The sequence below is a fragment of the Caballeronia sordidicola genome, from assembly GCF_000729995.1.
In the GTDB taxonomy this organism is placed as follows: Bacteria; Pseudomonadota; Gammaproteobacteria; order Burkholderiales; family Burkholderiaceae; genus Caballeronia; species Caballeronia sordidicola_A.
The window spans coordinates 46,730-66,151 of record NZ_JNFG01000017.1 but is presented as its reverse complement, the minus strand read 5'-3'; the positions used below and the strand labels follow the sequence as shown (position 1 = coordinate 66,151).

At 61.3% G+C, this 19,422-nt stretch carries 18 protein-coding genes and 1 riboswitch; of the genes, 14 read left to right on the top strand and 4 right to left on the bottom strand.

Annotation, left to right across the window (positions count from 1 at the left end):
* The first annotated feature begins 238 nt into the window (after positions 1-238).
* Both glpD and FH08_RS0117345 read left to right on the top strand, forming a co-directional pair.
* Positions 239-1,831, top strand: a complete 1,593-nt coding sequence (gene glpD / locus FH08_RS0117350) for a glycerol-3-phosphate dehydrogenase (protein ID WP_081889503.1) — start codon at positions 239-241, stop codon at positions 1,829-1,831.
* A 164-nt stretch (positions 1,832-1,995) separates the two neighbouring features.
* Positions 1,996-2,754: an XRE family transcriptional regulator gene (locus FH08_RS0117345; RefSeq protein WP_081889502.1), complete on the top strand. Its 759-nt coding sequence runs from the start codon at positions 1,996-1,998 to the stop codon at positions 2,752-2,754.
* Positions 2,755-2,854: 100 nt separating this feature from the next.
* A riboswitch (FMN riboswitch) is annotated at positions 2,855-3,043 on the top strand.
* Between the two features lie 6 nt (positions 3,044-3,049).
* Here FH08_RS0117345 and FH08_RS52585 read toward each other — a convergent pair.
* Entirely contained in the window at positions 3,050-3,205 is a 156-nt protein-coding gene (locus tag FH08_RS52585; RefSeq protein ID WP_160172482.1) for a hypothetical protein, read from the bottom strand.
* Here FH08_RS52585 and ribB point away from each other — a divergent pair.
* Positions 3,204-3,923 carry a 3,4-dihydroxy-2-butanone-4-phosphate synthase gene (gene ribB / locus FH08_RS0117335; protein ID WP_031359539.1) on the top strand — a complete coding sequence of 240 codons (720 nt, stop codon included), beginning with the start codon at positions 3,204-3,206 and terminating at the stop codon, positions 3,921-3,923. The genes FH08_RS52585 and ribB overlap by 2 nt on opposite strands.
* Positions 3,924-4,128: 205 nt before the next feature.
* On the opposite strand, the gene FH08_RS0117330 is transcribed toward ribB, so the two are convergent.
* The 3 genes from FH08_RS0117330 to FH08_RS0117315 form a co-directional block, all read right to left on the bottom strand.
* Positions 4,129-4,995 (bottom strand): hypothetical protein, encoded by an 867-nt coding sequence (locus FH08_RS0117330; RefSeq protein ID WP_031359538.1) that lies wholly within the window; start codon positions 4,993-4,995, stop codon positions 4,129-4,131.
* A gap of 375 nt (positions 4,996-5,370) precedes the next feature.
* Complete coding sequence (locus FH08_RS0117320; RefSeq protein ID WP_035566473.1) at positions 5,371-6,552, bottom strand: MFS transporter; 1,182 nt, start codon at positions 6,550-6,552, stop codon at positions 5,371-5,373.
* Between the two features lie 10 nt (positions 6,553-6,562).
* Positions 6,563-6,976, bottom strand: a complete 414-nt coding sequence (locus FH08_RS0117315; RefSeq protein WP_031359535.1) for a VOC family protein — start codon at positions 6,974-6,976, stop codon at positions 6,563-6,565.
* A 133-nt stretch (positions 6,977-7,109) separates the two neighbouring features.
* Here FH08_RS0117315 and FH08_RS0117310 point away from each other — a divergent pair, with 133 nt between their 5' ends.
* The 11 genes from FH08_RS0117310 (at position 7,110) to gmhB (ending at position 19,384) form a co-directional block, all read left to right on the top strand.
* Entirely contained in the window at positions 7,110-8,090 is a 981-nt protein-coding gene (locus FH08_RS0117310) for a LysR family transcriptional regulator (protein ID WP_051888339.1), read from the top strand.
* 171 nt (positions 8,091-8,261) lie between these two features.
* Positions 8,262-9,623 carry a tRNA (N6-isopentenyl adenosine(37)-C2)-methylthiotransferase MiaB gene (miaB, locus tag FH08_RS0117305; RefSeq protein WP_031359533.1) on the top strand — a complete coding sequence of 454 codons (1,362 nt, stop codon included), beginning with the start codon at positions 8,262-8,264 and terminating at the stop codon, positions 9,621-9,623.
* A gap of 32 nt (positions 9,624-9,655) precedes the next feature.
* The gene (locus FH08_RS0117300) at positions 9,656-10,765 is read left to right on the top strand and encodes a PhoH family protein (RefSeq protein ID WP_031359532.1); all 1,110 of its coding nucleotides are present in this window, start codon (positions 9,656-9,658) and stop codon (positions 10,763-10,765) included.
* A gap of 2 nt (positions 10,766-10,767) precedes the next feature.
* Positions 10,768-11,235, top strand: coding sequence for an rRNA maturation RNase YbeY (gene ybeY / locus FH08_RS0117295; RefSeq protein ID WP_419178015.1), 468 nt, complete (start codon positions 10,768-10,770; stop codon positions 11,233-11,235).
* A gap of 36 nt (positions 11,236-11,271) precedes the next feature.
* Positions 11,272-11,943 (top strand): gamma-glutamylcyclotransferase, encoded by a 672-nt coding sequence (locus FH08_RS0117290; RefSeq protein ID WP_031359530.1) that lies wholly within the window; start codon positions 11,272-11,274, stop codon positions 11,941-11,943.
* A gap of 235 nt (positions 11,944-12,178) precedes the next feature.
* On the top strand, positions 12,179-13,099 hold the full coding sequence (locus FH08_RS0117285; protein WP_031359529.1) for an HlyC/CorC family transporter: 921 nt from the start codon (positions 12,179-12,181) through the stop codon (positions 13,097-13,099).
* 221 nt (positions 13,100-13,320) lie between these two features.
* Positions 13,321-15,024: an apolipoprotein N-acyltransferase gene (lnt, locus tag FH08_RS0117280; protein ID WP_031359528.1), complete on the top strand. Its 1,704-nt coding sequence runs from the start codon at positions 13,321-13,323 to the stop codon at positions 15,022-15,024.
* The gene (locus FH08_RS0117275; protein WP_200878760.1) at positions 15,011-15,502 is read left to right on the top strand and encodes a GNAT family N-acetyltransferase; all 492 of its coding nucleotides are present in this window, start codon (positions 15,011-15,013) and stop codon (positions 15,500-15,502) included. Before lnt ends, FH08_RS0117275 begins: the two co-directional genes overlap by 14 nt.
* Before the next feature lie 181 nt (positions 15,503-15,683).
* A complete protein-coding gene (gene glyQ, locus FH08_RS0117270; protein ID WP_075583345.1) occupies positions 15,684-16,691 on the top strand; it encodes a glycine--tRNA ligase subunit alpha in 1,008 nt (335 codons plus the stop codon).
* An 18-nt stretch (positions 16,692-16,709) separates the two neighbouring features.
* The gene (glyS, locus tag FH08_RS0117265) at positions 16,710-18,809 is read left to right on the top strand and encodes a glycine--tRNA ligase subunit beta (RefSeq protein WP_031359525.1); all 2,100 of its coding nucleotides are present in this window, start codon (positions 16,710-16,712) and stop codon (positions 18,807-18,809) included.
* 11 nt (positions 18,810-18,820) lie between these two features.
* Positions 18,821-19,384 carry a D-glycero-beta-D-manno-heptose 1,7-bisphosphate 7-phosphatase gene (gene gmhB, locus FH08_RS0117260; protein ID WP_031359524.1) on the top strand — a complete coding sequence of 188 codons (564 nt, stop codon included), beginning with the start codon at positions 18,821-18,823 and terminating at the stop codon, positions 19,382-19,384.
* The last annotated feature ends 38 nt before the right edge of the window (positions 19,385-19,422 follow it).

Genomic DNA, 19,422 nt, shown 5'->3' with positions numbered 1-19,422 from the left:
TTCAGTAGCTAGAGTATCGGTCGGCGGCCCGCTTCGCGCCACTCGGCCGGACGGCCTATGAGTCCAAATTAAACCCAAATACGACCGCGATCTGCAGTTTTCCGGCAAAACGCCGTAATAGCGGAACGTTAGCCGTTCAGACGACTTTACATTTTCGTTTTTGTTCGTTAAATTTCGAATTCGAACATTATTATGTTCCGACGGAGTTTTCCGTTGGTGGCCATGGGGCGGACAAGCGATGCAAGGCAATCTTTACGATGTGCTCGTGGTGGGCGGCGGGGTCAACGGCACGGGTATAGCGCGGGACGCGGCGGGCCGTGGCCTCACCGTCATGCTGTGCGAAAAGGACGACCTGGCTTCGCACACGTCGTCGTCGAGTACGAAGCTCATTCACGGCGGGCTCCGTTATCTCGAATACGGTGAATACCGGCTCGTGCGCAAGGCGCTTCAGGAGCGTGAGGTGTTGCTGCGCGCGGCGCCGCACATCATATGGCCGTTGCGTTTCGTCATGCCGCACATGCCCAACCTGCGCCCCGCCTGGATGATCCGCGCTGGCCTGTTTCTCTACGATCACCTCGCGCGCCGCGAATTGCTGCCCGGCTCCCGGGGTATCAACATGCGCCGGCACCCCGCCGGTGCTCCGCTTATCGACTCAATCAAGCGCGGGTTTGTTTATTCCGACGGCTGGGTGGACGACGCGCGACTCGTCGCGCTCAACGCGGTCGACGCGCAGGAACACGGCGCGGTAATCAAGACGCGCACGCGCCTGGTGAGTGCGCGTCGCGGCGAAGGCGTTTGGCGTGCCACGCTCGCCGACAACCACGGCGCGACCTTTGAAATTCGGGCGCGCTCCATTGCGAACGCCGCCGGGCCGTGGGTCAGCGACCTGCTCAAGGATTCGCTCAACAGCAACACGCACACGCGCCACACCGTGCGGCTGGTCAAGGGAAGCCACATAGTGACCCGGCGCCTCTTTGAGCACGACCACGCGTATATTTTCCAGAACCCGGACAAGCGCATCATCTTCGCGATTCCGTATGAGCACGATTACACGCTGATCGGGACAACGGACCTCGAGTATCACGGCGACCCGTCGAAAGTCACCATCAGCCCGGAAGAAACCGCGTACCTCTGCGACTCCATCAATCGCTACTTCAAGAAACACATCAGTCCGGCTGACGTCTGCTGGACCTATGCCGGCGTGCGTGGCCTGCTCGAGGACGAAAACGCGGAGAACGCGTCGGCCGTCACGCGCGATTACCTGCTCGAACTCGACACGCCCGCGAACGAAGCGCCGTTGCTGTCGGTGTTCGGCGGGAAGATCACCACGTTTCGGAAGCTGGCCGAAGAAGCCGTCGACAAACTCGGCGCAGCGCTGCAATCACCGGCGCGGAGTAAAACCTGGACCGAAGGCGCGCCGCTGCCGGGCGGCGACATCGCCAATGCCGATTTCGCGCTTTTCCTCAGCGCGTTCAAGCAGCGCAATCGCTGGCTGCCCGGCGAGCTCGCTCATCGTTATGCACGGGCTTACGGGACACGCGCGCAGAAGCTCCTGGGCGACGCAAGCGCCCTGGCCGATCTCGGCGACGAGTTGGCACCGGGTCTCTACGAAGCCGAACTCCGCTACATGCGAGACAACGAATGGGCGACCTGTTCGGACGACGTGCTCTGGCGCCGCTCAAAACTCGGCCTGCATCTGGAACCGGGGTCGCTGGATGACGTGATTCGCCGCATTGACGCGTGGTTCGCGTCGAGCAAGGCGGAAGCGGAGCCGCGGGTCGCGTCATCCACCCCGTCCACATCATCCACGCCCACTCGTACGGTCGTTTAACCGGGCGTTGCCGCGGATAGCTACCCTGCGGCGCCTGATAACGGTGTGACGATATCTTCGTTTGACCTCAGTTAAGCCGATGCTAGTCTTGCCTTCACTCGTTCCCGCGCCGTTTCGCGGAGCGGGACTTATCGGAAGCACGACTGAAAGACTGGAGGCTCACCATGGTTGCACCGGCTTATTCATCGCTGGAACTCGTGCGCGAGTCGTTCGATGCGCACGCGCCGGCCGAACTCGCCGAGGCAACAAAGGCGGCGTCGGCTAGCGCTCATCATGCACATCACGCGCAGCAGACCGACGTGCAGGAAGCGAACGACGCACTCGAATATCTCGTCGGCGTGAACCTGGCGCGGCTGCGCGCTGAACGCCAGCTCTCGCTCGATGCCCTCGCTCGCGCCTCAGGCGTATCGCGGGCCATGCTGGCGCAGATCGAATCGGGGCGCAGCGTGCCGTCCATCAAGGTGCTGCACAAGATTTCGAGCGCCCTGAAGGTATCGGTAGCCGCGTTTCTTCGACGCCACGCGACCAATGGCATCGAATATTTGCCGGCCGAGCAGGCAACGCGGCTTGTGACATCGAATGGACGCTTCTCGGCCCGGCCGCTGTTTCCGCTGAGCGCACCGGCATCGGCGGAATTCCATGAATTGCGGATCGCGCCGCTGCACGCCGAATCCGGCAGCCCGCGCCCGCCCGGCACCACGATCAATCTGGTCGTGAGCGACGGCACGCTGGAAATCCGCGTGCACGACCGGGCGCAGTTGCTGGCCACCGGCGACGCCATTGTGTTCGATGCCGACCAGCCCCACACGCTGCGCAATCCCGGCAATACGGAAGCGCGCGCATACCAGGTCACGGTGAACGCGGAAACGCCCCCGCGCTGGCATGTTCCGGCCGATTCACGTCGTATCGACGATGCCAGCTAAGCGCGTTTAAGTAGAAGCTTCAAACAGGCAGCGCTGCAGCATTAGCAAGTCTGTTGTATCCTGAAATTAGTCGCGTTGTTAAGTGTTTAGCGACAAGTCAGTACGTCTTCAGGGCGGGGTGCAATTCCCCACCGGCGGTATGCGAGCGGCGAAAGCCTCTCGCGAGCCCGCGAGCGCCCGTGAACGCGGCTTGCAAGCAATTGCGAGCCACAGGTCACAAGTAACGGGGTCAGCAGATCTGGTGAGATGCCAGAGCCGACGGTCATAGTCCGGATGGAAGAAGATGTGCAGACGGTCATGTCCGTTTCGCGTGTTTGCCGCGGCGTATTTGCGCCCGCGATGAACCGGCGCTGTCGAATTCACGGCGCTGAAAACGCGTGTCGTTCTGTCTGTTTGCAATGCCCTGAAACGTTTTTCGCCCCATTTTCTTTTGCGAGAGCGTTTCATCCATGTCCTACTCAGTTTCCACCTCCCCGGCCACCGCCTTTGCTGATCTTGCGCAACTTCGCGCAGGCGACGCGTCCGTTGCTATCCCCCACCGAATTGCCGCTGCCCTGCAAGCGTTGCGCGAAGGCCGCGCGGTCGCCCTGCTCGACGACGACGATCGCGAGAACGAAGCCGACCTCATTTACGCCGCTGAAAAGCTCGACGTCGAAGGCATGGCGCTGATGATCCGAGAGTGCAGCGGCATCGTGTGCTTGTGCCTTCCTGACGAGACCGCTCGCGCGCTCCACCTGCCGCCGATGGTCGCCGACAACGGGAGCAAATACGGCACCGCGTTCACGGTCTCTATCGAAGCACGCGAGGGCGTGACGACGGGGGTATCCGCCGTGGACCGGCTGACCACGATCCGCGCCGCGATCGGCGATAACGCTAAAGCTGGCGATATCGTGAGCCCGGGTCATGTATTCCCGCTGCGCGCGCAGCCGGGCGGCGTGCTGACCCGGCGCGGCCATACGGAAGGAACCGTCGATCTGACAATCCTCGCCGGGTTGAAGCCGGCTGGCGTGCTGTGCGAACTGATGAACCCGGATGGCACGATGGCGCGCGGCGCGCAGATCGATGCGTTCGTGAAGGAGCGCAACATTCCGGTGCTGACCATCGCCGAACTCGCCGATTTCCGGATGGCGCTCGCCGCCGCGCGTGAGTTGGCGGAGGAAACGGTTTAACGGCGGGAGCGAGGCTCCGTTCAACGGAGTGTCGAGAGCAACGGAAAAACGCGGCCCTGAGAAGGGCCGCGTTTTGCATTTGCGCATCGTAGGAAAACTCAGAACAGCCGCGTCCGGCAAAAACTCAACCGCCGCCGCGCCAATCGAAGCGCTTCAAACCACTCTCAAGCAAGCGTCGAATCCCAAACACCTTCCACACAAAAAATCACGCCGGTTCCGCCCTCAAGATCGCCGCGAACTTCCTGTAAAGCCAGACCGAACAGGTCGCTCCCGTCGCCGTATAAAGCAGCGTGCCCACGCTTTGCACAATCATCAGACCCAAGGTCAGGCTGCCGATGGATCCTGCCGCCGCCAGCATTTCCGCGACCACCGTCAGCACCGTTGCGATTCCCACGATAGGCAGGATCGCGAGCAACGCAGCCGTCGCGATAAACCAGAAGTGCCCGCGCGAGTCCTCCCAGGCGGCGCGCCATTGAATCCGGCCGCCAGCCGCAGTATGCGGAAACAGCAAGGAGAGCCGCGCCGACACATAACTCACGCCGCATACGACCAGCACCGCGAGCGTGGCAGTGGCAGCCATTGACGTGCCGCTGGACAATCCCGCCAGCCGCAACCCGATCCAGACGATCATGACCGCGAGCGTCGCGCCCACGTACCCGGCAATCAGCGCGACGCAGAGCAGGAAATAGCGCCGGATACCGGCGTCCCAGAGGCGTGTCGCCGGGAGTATCGGCGTGGGCGTGGCGGAAGCTGCCACGGGCTCTGCGCTCAGTTTCATCGCGAAGCGGACCACAAACACGGCCAGCACTGCCAGAACCAGCGTCTGCACGAATGTGATGCCGAGAGAGATCAGCCCCTGAGTGAACCCGTCGCTGTGACCGGCGCTGCTGCTGGTCATCGCCGTCAGTGCACCCGATGCCGCCATTCCGGAGAATTGCGCCTTGTATCCGGCGGTTCCCGTCGCGAGCACGGCTACGAACGCCACTAGAAATACGATCGGCATGTGTCGCACGGCGGAGGCGGCGTCGCGCCATGCGCCCTTCAGGCATTGGCGCAGCGTGATGTCTTCCATAAAACCTCAGTCGAAAAGCGTGATGAAGCGATAAGCCGCGAATTCGGCTCGCACGACACGCTAGTCGGTTGAGGACGCCGGGTCAACATCAGCAGGGGCCGTCGGCGTGCGGGTCTCGCTGTCGGGCACGCTGGATCGGCGCGCACACCTTCGAATGCTGCACGCTGGATCGGCGCGCGCACCGCTCATGAAGCACCCTGGATCGGCTTGTGCACTGCCCATGCAGCACCCTGGATCGGCTTATGCACCGTGCATGAAGCACCCTCGATCGGCTTATGCACCGCCCATGCAGCGCACTTTGGATCGGCTCGTGCGCCTTCAAAACCGCACGCCAGATCGACGTGCGTCTCCCCCCATGCGGCACGCCCCATCGATTCAAACCGCATCCACCGCAGCCGCGCTCGCGCCCTGCCCGCCGCGATCGAGTCGCGCCGCGTACCACGTCACGCCGAGCGCGACCACGGCAACTACGGCCGCGACCCACGGCAGCGAATCCAGCGGATGCCCTTGGGTCAACACCACACCGCCGAGCCACGCTCCCCCGGCATTACCCAAATTAAACGCACCGATATTCAACGTCGACGCCAGATTCGGCGCGTGTTTCGCCTTTTCGACCACGCGCGTTTGCAGCGGCGGCACGGTGGCGAACGCGGCGATGCCCCAGATGATGAAGATCGTGATCGCCGCCAACGTCTGGTTGTGGCTAGTCTTCGCGAACACCGCCATGATGATCGCGAGCGCGACGAGAATGCCCATTAGCGAAGGCATCAACGCCCGGTCGGCCAACTTTCCGCCGATCGTGTTGCCGATCGTCAATCCGACGCCGAATAGCACGAGCACCAGCGTGACGCCGTGAGGCGAAAATCCGCTGACCTGTTCGAGGATCGGCGCAATGTAGGTGAAGACCACGAACACGCCGCCGAAGCCGAGCACGGTCATTGCAAGGGCGAGCCAGACTTGCGGCTCCTTCAGCACGCGCAGTTCGTGGCCGAAATTCGATGGTCCCGAATCATGCTTATTCGGCACGAGCGCGGCCACGCCGACAAGCGACACCACGCCGAGCGCCGCCACGACCCAAAACGTCGCGCGCCAGCCGAATTCCTGCCCGATAAACGTCCCAAACGGCACGCCGAGCACGTTCGCGAGCGTGAGCCCGGTGAACATGAGCGCAATCGCGCTCGCCCGCTTTTCAGCCGGAACCAGCGACGCCGCGACCACCGCGCCAATCCCGAAAAACGAGCCGTGCGCGAACGATGTCACCACGCGGGCGACCATGAGCATCGAATAACCGGGGGCAACGGCGCACAGCACGTTACCGACGATAAACACGCCCATCAGCAATTGCAGCGCAAGTTTGCGCGGTATTTTTGCGGTCAGCACGGCGAGCAACGGCGCGCCCACGGCCACGCCCAGCGCGTATCCGGTGACGAGAAAGCCCGCCGATGGAATCGATACAGCCAAATCGCGGGCCACATCGGGCAGCAGCCCCATGATGACGAACTCGGTCGTCCCGATGGCGAACGCGCTGATCGCGAGCGCCAGAAGTGGAATAGGCATGGAAATCCCCTTAGTTTGAGAATGCGGAGAATGCGGATGGCGAAGAAAGCGACGTCACGAATTCGATAACCACGCCCGGCGCGAGCTGCACGAACACTTGCTGTTCGCGGGCGAGCGGAACGTCGGCTTCGGAAAACGGGATCGCGTGTTCGTGCAGGCGTGCGAGCAACGCGTGCCATTCAGCGGCGCTTTGAACGCGCAGCGCGAGATGATCGATGCGCGTGGCTGCCCGGCCGCCGGGCGGCGAAGCCAGCACCGAGCCGTTCTCGATCAGATGTACGCCGGGCGCGCCATCGAGATAAAGCCAGTACCCGCCTATCCCGAACGGTGGGCGCGGACCGACTTTCATGCCGGCTATATCGACTAGAAAATGGCGGATCGGCTCGCAATCGGGCGCGACGATCGTGACGTGATCGAGTTTCATCGGGTGCGTCCAGGAAATTCGGGCGGCATAGTCAACCTCATACGCTGCAATGCACCAAATTCTGCGCGTCGAGAGTCATTTTGATAATTGGCGTAGCATTTGAAGCATTATCAAAAGCAGGTTGAGAATCACGATGGATCGACTCGGCGACATGCGCCTGTTCACCGAAGCCGCAACGCTCGGCAGTTTGTCGGCGGCGGGCCGCAAGCTGGGTTTATCGCCGGCGGCGGCCAGCGCCCGGCTGCTCAAGCTGGAAAAATCCCTCACCGCACGCCTTTTCGAGCGCACTACCCGCCAGCTCAGGCTCACCGACGAAGGCCGGCTTTATCTGCAGCATTGCCGGATTGCGCTGCAGGCTATCGACGACGGCGAAGCCGCGCTGCACGCCGGCCAGAATCTCGTGCGCGGCAAGGTGCGAATTTCGGCGACCTCGGATTTCGGCCGCAACCTGCTGTGTCATTGGCTCGATGAATTCAGCCGCCTGCACCCGGCCGTCAGTTTTTCGCTGACGCTGTCGGATTCGGTATCGAACCTGCTGCTCGACGATATTGATCTGGCGATTCGCTTCAACCGGCCGACGGAGGGCAATCTGATTGCGCGGCGGCTGGCGCCGAACCGGCGTGTGCTGTGCGCATCGCCGGCATACCTGGCGCGGTACGGCGAACCGAAAACGCCCGCCGATCTCGCCACGCACGTGTTCACGGTGCTGGTGACATCCACCGCGACGTTCAACGAGTTTCAGTTCGTCCGTGGCGATGAGCGTTTCACTCACACCGTGCCGCTCGACAACGCCTGGGAAACCAACGACGGCGCGTTGTCCCGCGCCTGGGCGCTGGCCGGCCAGGGCATTGCGCATAAATCGATCTGGGATATAGCCGCCGATGTCCACTCCGGCGCGCTGAAAATTTTGCTGGCAGACTGGTGTTCGAACGAGGCGGCGGTCCACGCCGTGTATCACTGCAACCGGTATATGGCGCCGCGGGTGCGCGTGCTGTTGGACTTCCTGATTGAACGCTTCGACCGCGCGACGGCGGAATTGCTTGGCGACTTGGCTTACCCGCCCGGGGCCTACCCGCCCGGCCAGCGGGGTCACGAAGTCGTGCGGACGCTATAATATCGAGCTAATCGTCGACTTATGCGGCGCCCGAATTTAGGTCATTTCAGGCGAAATAGGCCCAAAACGGCTCTAAAAGCGACCGCAAACACCGACGAAACGAAACACGCAAATCCCTTTAACGCATTAAAAACCGCGCCCCCAGACTAATCACTGCGACCGGCGAAATTCATGACCAAGAAAGTGTATGTAAAGACCTTTGGCTGCCAGATGAACGAGTACGACTCCGACAAAATGGTCGACGTCCTCGGCGCAGCCAATGGCCTCATCCAGACGACAACGCTGGAAGACGCGGACGTTATTCTCTTCAACACGTGTTCAGTACGCGAAAAAGCGCAGGAAAAGGTTTTCTCCGATCTCGGCCGTGTGCGCGAATTGAAGGAAGCGAACCCGAACCTGATCATTGGCGTAGGCGGCTGCGTGGCGAGCCAGGAAGGCGCGGCAATCGTGTCCCGCGCGCCGTACGTGGATCTGGTGTTCGGCCCGCAGACCTTGCATCGTCTGCCGGAAATGATTGCGAAACGCCGTTCCACCGGCCGTTCACAAGTCGATATCTCGTTTCCGGAAATTGAAAAATTCGATCACCTGCCGCCGGCGCGTGTCGATGGCCCGAGCGCATTTGTATCGATCATGGAAGGCTGCAGCAAGTACTGCAGCTATTGCGTGGTGCCCTACACGCGCGGCGAAGAAGTATCGCGGCCGCTGGATGATGTGCTTACCGAAATCGCCGGTCTTGCCGATCAAGGCGTGCGCGAAGTCACCATGCTCGGTCAGAACGTGAATGCGTATCGTGGACCGGTGACACAGCATTCCACGGACATCGCGGATTTCGCCACGCTGATCGAATACGTGGCGGAGATTCCAGGCATTGAACGGATTCGCTACACCACGTCGCATCCGAAGGAATTCACCCAACGGTTGATCGATACGTACGCGAAGGTGCCCAAGCTGGTGAGCCACTTGCACTTGCCGGTGCAGCACGGTTCCGACCGCATCCTGATGGCGATGAAGCGCGGTTACACCGTGCTCGAATACAAGTCGGTGATCCGCAAATTGCGCGCGATCCGTCCCGATTTGTCGCTGTCGACCGACATGATCGTCGGGTTCCCGGGAGAGACGGAGGATGACTTCCAGAAGATGATGAAGCTCATCGATGAAATGAGCTACGACACCAGTTTCTCGTTCATCTACAGTCCGCGCCCAGGCACGCCCGCAGCGAACCTCCACGACGATACCCCGCGCGAAGTGAAGCTCAAGCGTTTGCAACATTTGCAGGCGACCATCGAGGCGAACGTGGCGAAGATCAGCAATTCCATGCTGGGTTCGGTGCAGCGCATTCTGGTGGAAGGCCCGTCGCGCAAGGATCCGAGCGAGCTCGCTGGTCGCACGGAGAATAATCGCGTGGTGAATTTCCCGGCGCCGATCTCATCCCATAAACGGCTGATTGGACAGATGGTCGATGTGGAAATCAACGTGGCGTATCCGCATTCGTTGCGCGGCGAACTGATCATGACGCCCGCTACGACTCACTAAACTGCAGCTTCGACAGGAACCCGACTCTCGCCTTGAAGACCGCTCAGCAGCATTTGGAATTCACCGCACCGCACGACGACAACGCGCGGCTCGCCAACCTGTGTGGCCCGCTCGACGAAAACCTGCGGCAGATCGAGCAGGCGCTCGACGTGACGCTCGCGCGTCGCGGACACAAGATCAGCATCCGCGGGCGCGGCGCGAAGGTTGCGCTGGCGGCGCTCGAGAATTTCTACAATCGCGCGAAGGACACGTTGTCGGTGGACGATATCCAGCTAGCGCTCGTGGAGGCGCGCAACGCGGCGCGGCGCGCGTTGAATGTCAACAAACCATCGAATAACCTGAATTCCGATCCCGTCGATCCGCGTTTCCGCGGTGACCCCGATCATCCGTTCGATGAACCCAGCGCCACCATCGATCTGGGCGAAGAAGAGGATCCCGGTCCGAAGCTCTACACGCGACGCGCCGATCTGCGCGGCCGCACGCCCATGCAGCGCGAATACCTGAAGCAGATCATTGCGCACGATGTGACGTTCGGCATCGGCCCGGCGGGTACGGGCAAGACCTATCTGGCGGTGGCGTGCGCGGTGGATGCGCTCGAACGCGATCAGGTGAAGCGCATTGTGCTGACCCGTCCCGCCGTGGAAGCGGGCGAACGGCTGGGTTTCCTGCCGGGCGATCTCGCGCAGAAAGTGGATCCGTATTTGCGGCCGTTGTACGACGCGCTCTACGACCTCCTCGGCTTCGATAAAACCGCGAAAATGTTCGAGCGCCAGATGATCGAAATTGCGCCGCTCGCGTACATGCGCGGCCGGACGCTGAATCACGCGTTCATTATTCTGGACGAAGCGCAGAACACCACGCCCGAGCAGATGAAGATGTTTCTGACGCGGATTGGTTTCGGGTCGAAGGCCGTTGTCACCGGCGACACCACTCAGGTCGATTTGCCGCGTGGTCATCGAAGTGGGCTGATTGAAGCGCAACACATCCTGGCTGACGTCCGCGGTATCGCGATGACAAAGTTCACCAGCGTGGACGTAGTGCGGCATCCGCTGGTCGCGCGCATTGTGGAAGCGTACGACGCGCAGTCGGAGCGGGACAGCGCTGCCGCGGCGATTGCCGCCGCAAAGTTTCGCTCTGAATAAGCATGCCCAAACTTGCCTTGACGCTGCAATTTCCCGCTGCCAAATCGTTCCTTGAACACAAGGCGTTATTGCCGCGCGCGACCGTAGCCAGCTGGATCAAGGCGTCGTTGTTCGCGGACGCGGAACTGACTGTGCGTTTCGTCGATACCGAGGAAGGCCGGACGTTGAACCGGTCTTATCGGCAGAAGGACTACGCCACTAACGTGCTGACGTTCGCGTACGCCGAGTCGGAGGACGATCCGGTCACGGGCGACCTGGTGCTGTGCTGTCCGGTAGTGGAACGCGAGGCGCGCGAGCAGAACAAGCCTCTCGCCGCGCATTACGCGCATCTGATCGTGCACGGTACGCTGCATGCTCAGGGTTACGATCATGAAGATTCGGCGGAAGCGGAAGAGATGGAATCGATCGAAACGGGCATCATGCAAAAGCTCGGTTTCACCGATCCTTACTTGCCATTGCCGCCCGACTAAGCCGTGACTGACGCCCCTTCCCCCGTCCCCGAACTGATGAAGGAACCGCCGAAGGACCTACCTTCGCAGATTCCCGACCACTATCCGCCGGTGTTCGCGGAGTCGCGCCTTCTCACCGATGAAGAACTGGCGGCATCGCGTGAAAAAGCGTTGGCGCACTGGGATCGCAAGACCGATCTCTGGCTGTTCGGTTATGGCTCGCTGATCTGGAACCCGGGCTTGCCCGCCGTAGAAACGGTGCGCAGCAAGGTGCACGGTTATCATCGCGGGCTGTATTTGTGGTCGCGCGTGAATCGCGGCACGCCCGAGCAGCCTGGGCTCGTGCTGGCGCTGGATCGCGGCGGTTCGTGCTCGGGCATGGCGTTCCGGCTTGCCGCCGAGGGCGCGGAGCCTCACCTTGAAGTGCTGTGGCGACGCGAGATGGCGATGAATTCCTATCGCGTGGCGTGGTTGCCGTGCACGCTGGTGGACGGCCGCCGCGTGGAAGCGCTGGCGTTCGTGATGCGACGCGAGGTGTCCACCTACACCGGCAAGTTGGCCGACCAGATGGTGCGCCACGTGCTCGGCTGCGCCACCGGCCGATACGGCACCACGCTCGACTACGTCAGCCGCACGGTCGCAGCGCTACGCGAATGCGGCATGCCGGACCGGCAGCTCGAAGCGCTGTTGCAGCGATGCTGGCGAGATGCGAATTCGTCGCAGGAATGAGCGTGACGGCATGCGTTAAAAGCACGCATAAAACTGCTCTGAATGCGCGGTAACCTAGTTAATTTCGACCGATCGGCCAACGTCACCCGCTCGACATACTCGGCCGATATTTATCAGTTACGATGTTTCTACGAGATTTGAACGTCTTCGTGCCGGCCCGAATTGGCGCGAATTTTCCTTGGTGTATTCTTAACTTTCCGAAATTTCGCGTCCGGAACAATCCGGGCGCCCCACTATGAACGACGCCTATCCCAGTCGACGACAAACCGACAAACCGCCGGAAAAGCGCACGCTGCTCGAGCGCCTGACCGATTTCATCTCGCACGAACCTGAATCGCGCGACGAATTGCTGGAAGTCCTTCAGGACGCCCACGAACGCAATCTGCTCGACGCGGATTCGCTCTCCATGATCGAAGGCGTGTTCCAGGTGTCGGAACTCTGCGCGCGCGACATCATGATCCCGCGTGCCCAGATGGACGCCATCAACATTTCCGAAACGCCCGAGCAGTTCATTCCGTTCATGCTCGAAAAAGCGCACTCGCGCTATCCGGTATTCGAAAGCAACCGTGACAACGTGATCGGCGTGCTGCTTGCAAAAGACTTGCTGCGCTATTACCACGAAGAAGAATTCGATGTCCGCGGCATGCTTCGCCCCGCCGTGTTCATCCCCGAATCGAAACGCCTGAACGTCTTGCTGCATGATTTCCGCGTGAACCGGAATCACATTGCCATCGTGGTTGATGAGTACGGCGGCGTGGCCGGGCTGATCACGATTGAAGACGTGCTGGAACAAATTGTTGGCGACATTGAAGACGAATACGACTTCGACGAAGAAGCCGGCAACATCATTGCGACGCCGGATGGAGCGCATCGTGTGCGTGCGCTGACTGGCATCGAACAGTTCAACGAACAATTCGGCACGCACTATTCCGACGACGAAGTCGACACCATCGGCGGCTTGGTCACGCATCGGTTCGGGCGTGTGCCGCATCGTGGAGAAAAGGTGCGTATTGACGAATTCGCGTTCGAGATTCTGCGCGGCGACGCCCGCCAGATCCACGTGCTGCGCGTACGTCGAGCACCGAACACGAACGTGCTCGACGGCAATTCGCGCAACCATCGCCGCGACAATGATCACGACGACGAACGCGATTGATCGCGATTGAGCGCGTCCGATCCGGCTTGATCTCAACAGAGAACGCGTTGGTACGCCACTGAGCGGCCCTGACCTGCTTAAGCCTGTAACACTGCGTGTTCACACTACGCGTCAATTGCCGGCGGCGTGCCGGCTATGCAGGCGTTTTGCGCCTTTTTCGTGACATGACGAGCGCCGGTCACGCTCCGTCATTCGCTTACTTTCTGCCGACCTCGTTATCCATGGCCGACTCTTCGTCTCCTATTGCCTCGCGGCCGATGTCCGCTGAAAACCGCGCTGGCGCGGCTCAGTCCTTGCCGTTCTGGCACTACCTCGTCGCGGCCGTGCTGGGTGCCGCGAATACGCTTTCGTTCGCGCCTACGCCGCACGGCGGCTGGCTGGAACTGGTGATCTTCACGCTGTTCTTCGCTTGGCTTACGCGTACGAGTGGCTGGAAAGGCGCGGCCATGACGGGCTGGGCATTTGGGTTCGGCAACTTCGTGACGGGCGTGTGGTGGCTATACGTCAGCATGCATGACTACGGCGGCATGGCCGCGCCGCTGGCAGCTGCGGCCGTCGCGTTGTTCTCAATGTATCTCGCGATCTATCCGGCGTTGGCGGGTGTGGTCTGGTCGCTGTGCGCGGGCCGTGCACGCTATGACGACAATGGCTCGTCCGCTGCAGTGCCTATCGATGAACCGCTCTTCGTGCCGACCTGGCACGGCGCGTTTGCCTTTGCGAGCGCGTGGGCGCTGGGCGAGTGGTTGCGCGGCCTCGTGTTCACCGGCTTCCCGTGGCTTGCGAGCGGGTATGCGCAAGTCGATGGCCCCTTGGCGGGGTTTGGACCTGTTGCGGGCGTGTATGGCGTGGGATGGGTGCTGGGGCTTGTGGCGGCGTTGCTCGTGCAGGGGTTCTACGGTGTCAAACGCAACTCAGCGGCAGAAACATCGAAGGTTGCGCGTCTTGCGCCATTCATCGTCGCGGTGCTGTTGCTTGCGTCCGGCATGTTGCTGTCGCTGGTCGAATGGACGACTCCAGCGAACGCGCCGCTCACCGTTCGGCTATTGCAAGGCGACGTGAAGCAGGAGATGAAATTCGAGCAGGAAGGTGTGGATCAATCGCTGGCGTTATATAAAAAGCTGATCACGGAAAAGCCGGCGGATCTCATCGTCACGCCGGAAACGGCATTTCCCATTCTTGCCGTCCAAGTGCCCCCAGACTTGGCGCTCGCGCTGCGCACGTTCTCCGATACAACGAATTCATCCATCCTGTTCGGCGCTATCGGCGTAACCGCTTCGGAAGGCCGCGTGACGGGCTACACGAACAGCCTGTTCGGCATCACGCCGAATCAGCGGGACGTGTACCGCTACGACAAACATCATCTCGTGCCATTCGGCGAATTTGTGCCGACGGGTTTCCACTGGTTCGTGGCGCTCATGGGCATTCCGCTCGGCGATCTCGGGCGCGGGCCACCGGTGCAGAAATCGTTCTTCGTGCACAACCAGCCGATTGCCGTCGACATCTGCTACGAAGACATTTTCGGTGAAGAGATTGCGCGGACGATTCGCGAACAAGAAGCACCCGCGGGCATTCTGGTGAACTCGACGAATCTTGCCTGGTTCGGCGACACCATCGCGCTGGATCAGCATCTGCAAATGGCCCGCATGCGTTCGATCGAAACCGGCCGCCCGATGCTGCGCTCGACCAACACGGGCACGACGGCGGTGATCGCGGCGAATGGCGCGGTAGTGGCACGGTTGCCCGTGTACACAGTCGGTTCTATTAATGCCATCGTCCAGGGCACGTCCGGCCGTACACCCTATGTCACGAGCGGCAACATGACGGTGATCGTGGTGTCACTGTTGCTGCTGGCCTTCGCATTTGCGTTCGCGCCGGGCAGGAATGGCCGCAACAAGCCTGACGACAACGGCCTTGGAAAATCCTGAACCCGCCCAGTTCGCGATCCGCAAAGCTTTGCGGGCAGACGCGGAAGCCGCGTGGGACATCCGCCGCGCGGCCGTGATGAGCGAATGCGCGGGAGCGTATTCCTCGGACCAACTGGAGCAATGGACTGGCGGTACGGCCTCGAGAGCATTCGCAGATGCCGTGGAAGAGCGTTTGCTGGTAGCCACCTTCGGCGACCATGTGGCCGGCACCGGCATGATCGACCTCGCGACTGGCAAGATCGATGCGATTTTTGTCCATCCGGCGTATATGAAACGCGGCATTGGTGCGGCAATGATGCGTTATCTGGAGTCCCTCGCCCGCTCGGAAGGGCTGCGCGAACTCAAGCTCGACTCCACGCTGAACGCTGCGCCGTTTTATCGCGCCCTCGGTTTCAGAGGCGATGAAATCGCGCCATTTCAATCGCCGCGCGGCCTGATCATGGATTGTGTGCCCATGACGAAACGGCTCAGCGTATAACACCCGTTTTTACCGGCCTAACGGCCTATGAGTCCGCCGTTCGCCCCCAGAAAGTCGCACAAGCCCCTCATTCCCGCTAAAATTCAACGTTTTAGCCCTCCGGCCGATGCATTTTTCCGGTCCGCTTCGACCCCGCGCCGGCCCACCGGCTTAAGCTCGAAGGCACGCTTCAAAGGCATTCATGCTCACTTTTCAGCAAATCATCCTGACGCTGCAATCCTATTGGGACAACAAGGGTTGCGCACTTCTCCAGCCGATCGACATGGAAGTCGGCGCGGGCACTTCGCACGTGCACACGTTCCTGCGCGCCATCGGCCCGGAACCCTGGCGTGCGGCGTACGTCCAGCCGTCGCGGCGTCCGAAGGACGGCCGTTACGGCGACAACCCGAACCGCCTGCAGCACTACTACCAATATCAAGTGGTGCTGAAACCCGCGCCTGAAAACATCCTCGACTTGTACCTCGGCTCGCTCGAAGCGCTCGGCTTCGACCTGAAGCAGAACGACGTGCGTTTCGTGGAAGACGACTGGGAAAATCCAACGCTCGGCGCATGGGGACTCGGCTGGGAAGTCTGGCTGAACGGCATGGAAGTGACGCAGTTCACGTACTTCCAGCAGGTCGGCGGTATCGACTGCAAGCCGGTGCTGGGTGAGATCACCTACGGTCTCGAACGGCTCGCCATGTATCTGCAGAAAGTGGAGAACGTCTACGACCTCGTGTGGACCGAATGGGAAGAAGAAGGCCCGAACGGCCGCGAACTCCGGCGCCTCACCTATGGCGACGTGTATCACCAGAACGAAGTCGAGCAGTCCACCTACAACTTCGAGCACGCGAACGTCGACCTGCTGTTCACGTTCTTCAAGAGCTACGAAGCCGAAGCACAGAAGATGATTGAAGCGAAGCTCTCGCTGCCCGCGTATGAGCTCGTGCTGAAAGCCGGCCACACGTTCAACTTGCTGGACGCGCGCGGCGCGATTTCGGTGACGGAGCGCGCGGCGTATATCGGCCGGATTCGCGATCTGTCGCGTGCGGTCGCAAAGGGCTATTACGAGTCGCGAGAAGCGCTCGGCTTCCCCATGCTGGGCAATCCCGTACACGCCGCGGCCGGACTCGTTTCGGACGCACAAGATGCCGCCAGGCCCGCGTGGGCGCCGGCGCTGAAGGTCGAGCGCAATATCGATCAGGCCTGACCAGAGCACGACATAACAATGACCGAAACCAATCTTGCATCGCTGCTCGTCGAGCTGCGGACCGAAGAACTTCCGCCGAAAGCGCTCGCACGCCTGGGCGCCTCGTTTGCCGAAGGCATCGTGCAGCGGCTTGCCGCGCGCGACCTGATTGAAGGCGAAGCGAGTGTCGAAAAATACGCCACGCCGCGACGTCTCGCCGTGCTTATCAAGAACGTGCGCGCGGTTGCGCCGGAACGGCAGGTACGCGAGAAGGTGCTGCCGGTTTCCGTGGCGCTGGACAAAGACGGCCAGCCCACCGCGCCGCTCGCGAAGAAACTGGCGGCGCTGGGTTTCCCCGACTTCGCCATCGGCGATCTCGAACGTGCCCAGGACGGCAAGGCCGAAGCGTTTTTCCTGCGCTACGCTGCGCCCGGTGCAACACTTGCCGACGGACTGCAGACCGCTCTGCAAGAAACGCTCGGCAAGTTGCCCATTCCAAAGCTGATGACGTACCAACGCCCCGACGGCACTAACGTGCAGTTCGTGCGGCCGGTGCAAGGGCTGATCGCGTTGCATGGCCGCCATATCGTGCCGGTGAGCGCACTCGGCATCGACTCCGGCGATACCACGCTGGGTCATCGCTTCATGTCGGAAGGGTTTATCGCGATCGCGCACGCCGACGACTACGTCGAGACCCTGCGCTCGAAGGGCAAGGTCGTAGCGAATTTCGACGATCGCCGCGAATCCATCCGCACGCAGTTGCAAGCATTCGCGGGCGAAGATCGCGTGGTGATGCCCGAGTCGCTGCTGGACGAAGTGAATGCGCTGGTCGAATGGCCGGTCGTGTATCAATGCCGTTTCGACGAGTCGTTCCTGCAAGTACCGCAGGAATGCCTGATCCTCACCATGCAGACGAACCAGAAGTATTTCGCGCTGACGGATGAACACGGCAAGCTGCGTTCGCGTTTCCTGATTGTGTCGAACATCGATACCGAAACGCCGGGCGATATTGTGGAAGGCAACGAACGCGTGGTCCGCCCGCGTCTGGCCGACGCCAAGTTCTTCTTCGAGCAGGACAAGAAGAAACGCCTCGCCGATCGTGTGCCGCTGCTCGCGAACGTGGTGTATCACAACAAGCTCGGTTCGCAGTTGCAACGCGTGCAGCGGCTTGAAGCGCTGGCCGGTGAAATCGCGCCCATGATCGGCGTGGATGCCACCGTCACAAAGCGCGCCGCCCTGCTCGCGAAGGCCGACCTGATCACCGACATGGTCGGCGAGTTCCCGGAATTGCAGGGGACCATGGGCACGTACTACGCACGCCACGACGGCGAGCCGGAAGAAGTCGCACTTGCGTGTTCGGAACATTATCAGCCGCGTTTTTCCGGCGATGAAACTCCTGCCACCGGCGTGAGCAGCGCAGTTGCTTTGGCCGACAAACTGGAAACGCTGGTTGGTATCTGGGGCATCGGCCTGCAGCCAACCGGCGAGAAAGATCCGTTCGCGCTGCGCCGGCACGCGCTCGGCGTGTTGCGCATCCTGCTGGAAAAGCGCCTGCCTATCGACCTGTTCGACTTGCTGCGCATCGCACACAAGCAATTCGCGGACATGCCGCAAGTCGTCGATTCAACCGACGCCATCTACGCGTTTTTCATGGACCGGCTGCGCGGCGTGCTGCGCGAGCGCGGTTTCAACGCGATCGAAATCGACGCCGTGCTGAGCCTGAACCCAACGCGCCTGGATGACATCGTCGCGCGTCTGGACGCCGTGCGCGAATTCGCGTCGTTGCCTGAAGCCGCATCGCTTGCCGCGGCGAACAAACGCATCTCGAATATCCTGAAGAAGTCGGCGGAAGGCGTGCCGTCCAGCGTGCAGCCGGCCTTGCTTCAAGAAGCAGCAGAAAAAGCGCTGTACGCTCAACTCGAGCAAGTCGCACCGCGCGTGCAAACGCAACTGGCCGAGCGCAACTACACGGAAGCGCTGTCTGCGCTGTCTGCATTGCGCGATGCCGTGGATACTTTCTTCAACGACGTGATGGTGAACGCGGAAGATCCGGCGTTGCGTAACAACCGCCTGGCCCTTCTCGGCGCACTGCATCAGCAGATGAATTGCGTCGCGGACATTTCGAAGCTTGCCGCCTGATGCGCCACACCATGCCGACCAACGCAAGCAAGAAACTGGTGGTTCTCGATCGTGACGGCGTGATCAACGTCGACTCGGACGCGTTCATCAAGTCGCCTGACGAATGGGTTGCCATCCCGGGCAGCCTGGAAGCGATCGCGCGTTTGAACCAGGCCGGCTATCGCGTGGCGATTGCATCGAATCAATCGGGTATAGGCCGAGGGCTCTTCGACATGGCCGCGCTCAACGCAATGCACGAAAAGATGAACCGGGCGGCGGCGGCAGTGGGTGGCCGAATCGACGCCGTGTTTTTCTGTCCGCACACGCAGGAAGACGAGTGCGAGTGCCGCAAGCCAAAGCCCGGCATGTTGCAGCAGATTGTGGAGCGCTTCGAGATCGATCCCACGGAAACGCCCATGGTCGGCGATTCGCTGCGTGACCTGCAAGCAGGCGCGACGCTCGGCTTCGAGCTGCATCTTGTGCTGACCGGCAAGGGGCGTAAAACGCTGGCAGGAGCCAATCTGCCGCCGAATACGAAAGTGCACGACGACCTGCGCACCTTCGCGCTCGACTTCCTCGCCGCACATCACGACTGACCTGACTGACGTGATTACTTGATTAGTTGACGCTCGGG

Bases quoted from the DNA above. Each gene is read 5' to 3' on its own strand.
- glpD (WP_081889503.1), top strand. From the start codon at position 239: ATGCAAGGCAATCTTTACGATGTGCTCGTGGTGGGCGGCGGGGTCAAC.
- FH08_RS0117345 (WP_081889502.1), top strand. From the start codon at position 1,996: ATGGTTGCACCGGCTTATTCATCGCTGGAACTCGTGCGCGAGTCGTTC.
- ribB (WP_031359539.1), top strand. From the start codon at position 3,204: ATGTCCTACTCAGTTTCCACCTCCCCGGCCACCGCCTTTGCTGATCTT.
- FH08_RS52585 (WP_160172482.1), bottom strand. From the start codon at position 3,205: ATGGATGAAACGCTCTCGCAAAAGAAAATGGGGCGAAAAACGTTTCAG.
- FH08_RS0117330 (WP_031359538.1), bottom strand. From the start codon at position 4,995: ATGGAAGACATCACGCTGCGCCAATGCCTGAAGGGCGCATGGCGCGAC.
- FH08_RS0117320 (WP_035566473.1), bottom strand. From the start codon at position 6,552: ATGCCTATTCCACTTCTGGCGCTCGCGATCAGCGCGTTCGCCATCGGG.
- FH08_RS0117315 (WP_031359535.1), bottom strand. From the start codon at position 6,976: ATGAAACTCGATCACGTCACGATCGTCGCGCCCGATTGCGAGCCGATC.
- FH08_RS0117310 (WP_051888339.1), top strand. From the start codon at position 7,110: ATGGATCGACTCGGCGACATGCGCCTGTTCACCGAAGCCGCAACGCTC.
- miaB (WP_031359533.1), top strand. From the start codon at position 8,262: ATGACCAAGAAAGTGTATGTAAAGACCTTTGGCTGCCAGATGAACGAG.
- ybeY (WP_419178015.1), top strand. From the start codon at position 10,768: ATGCCCAAACTTGCCTTGACGCTGCAATTTCCCGCTGCCAAATCGTTC.
- FH08_RS0117290 (WP_031359530.1), top strand. From the start codon at position 11,272: ATGAAGGAACCGCCGAAGGACCTACCTTCGCAGATTCCCGACCACTAT.
- FH08_RS0117285 (WP_031359529.1), top strand. From the start codon at position 12,179: ATGAACGACGCCTATCCCAGTCGACGACAAACCGACAAACCGCCGGAA.
- lnt (WP_031359528.1), top strand. From the start codon at position 13,321: ATGGCCGACTCTTCGTCTCCTATTGCCTCGCGGCCGATGTCCGCTGAA.
- glyQ (WP_075583345.1), top strand. From the start codon at position 15,684: ATGCTCACTTTTCAGCAAATCATCCTGACGCTGCAATCCTATTGGGAC.
- glyS (WP_031359525.1), top strand. From the start codon at position 16,710: ATGACCGAAACCAATCTTGCATCGCTGCTCGTCGAGCTGCGGACCGAA.
- gmhB (WP_031359524.1), top strand. From the start codon at position 18,821: ATGCCGACCAACGCAAGCAAGAAACTGGTGGTTCTCGATCGTGACGGC.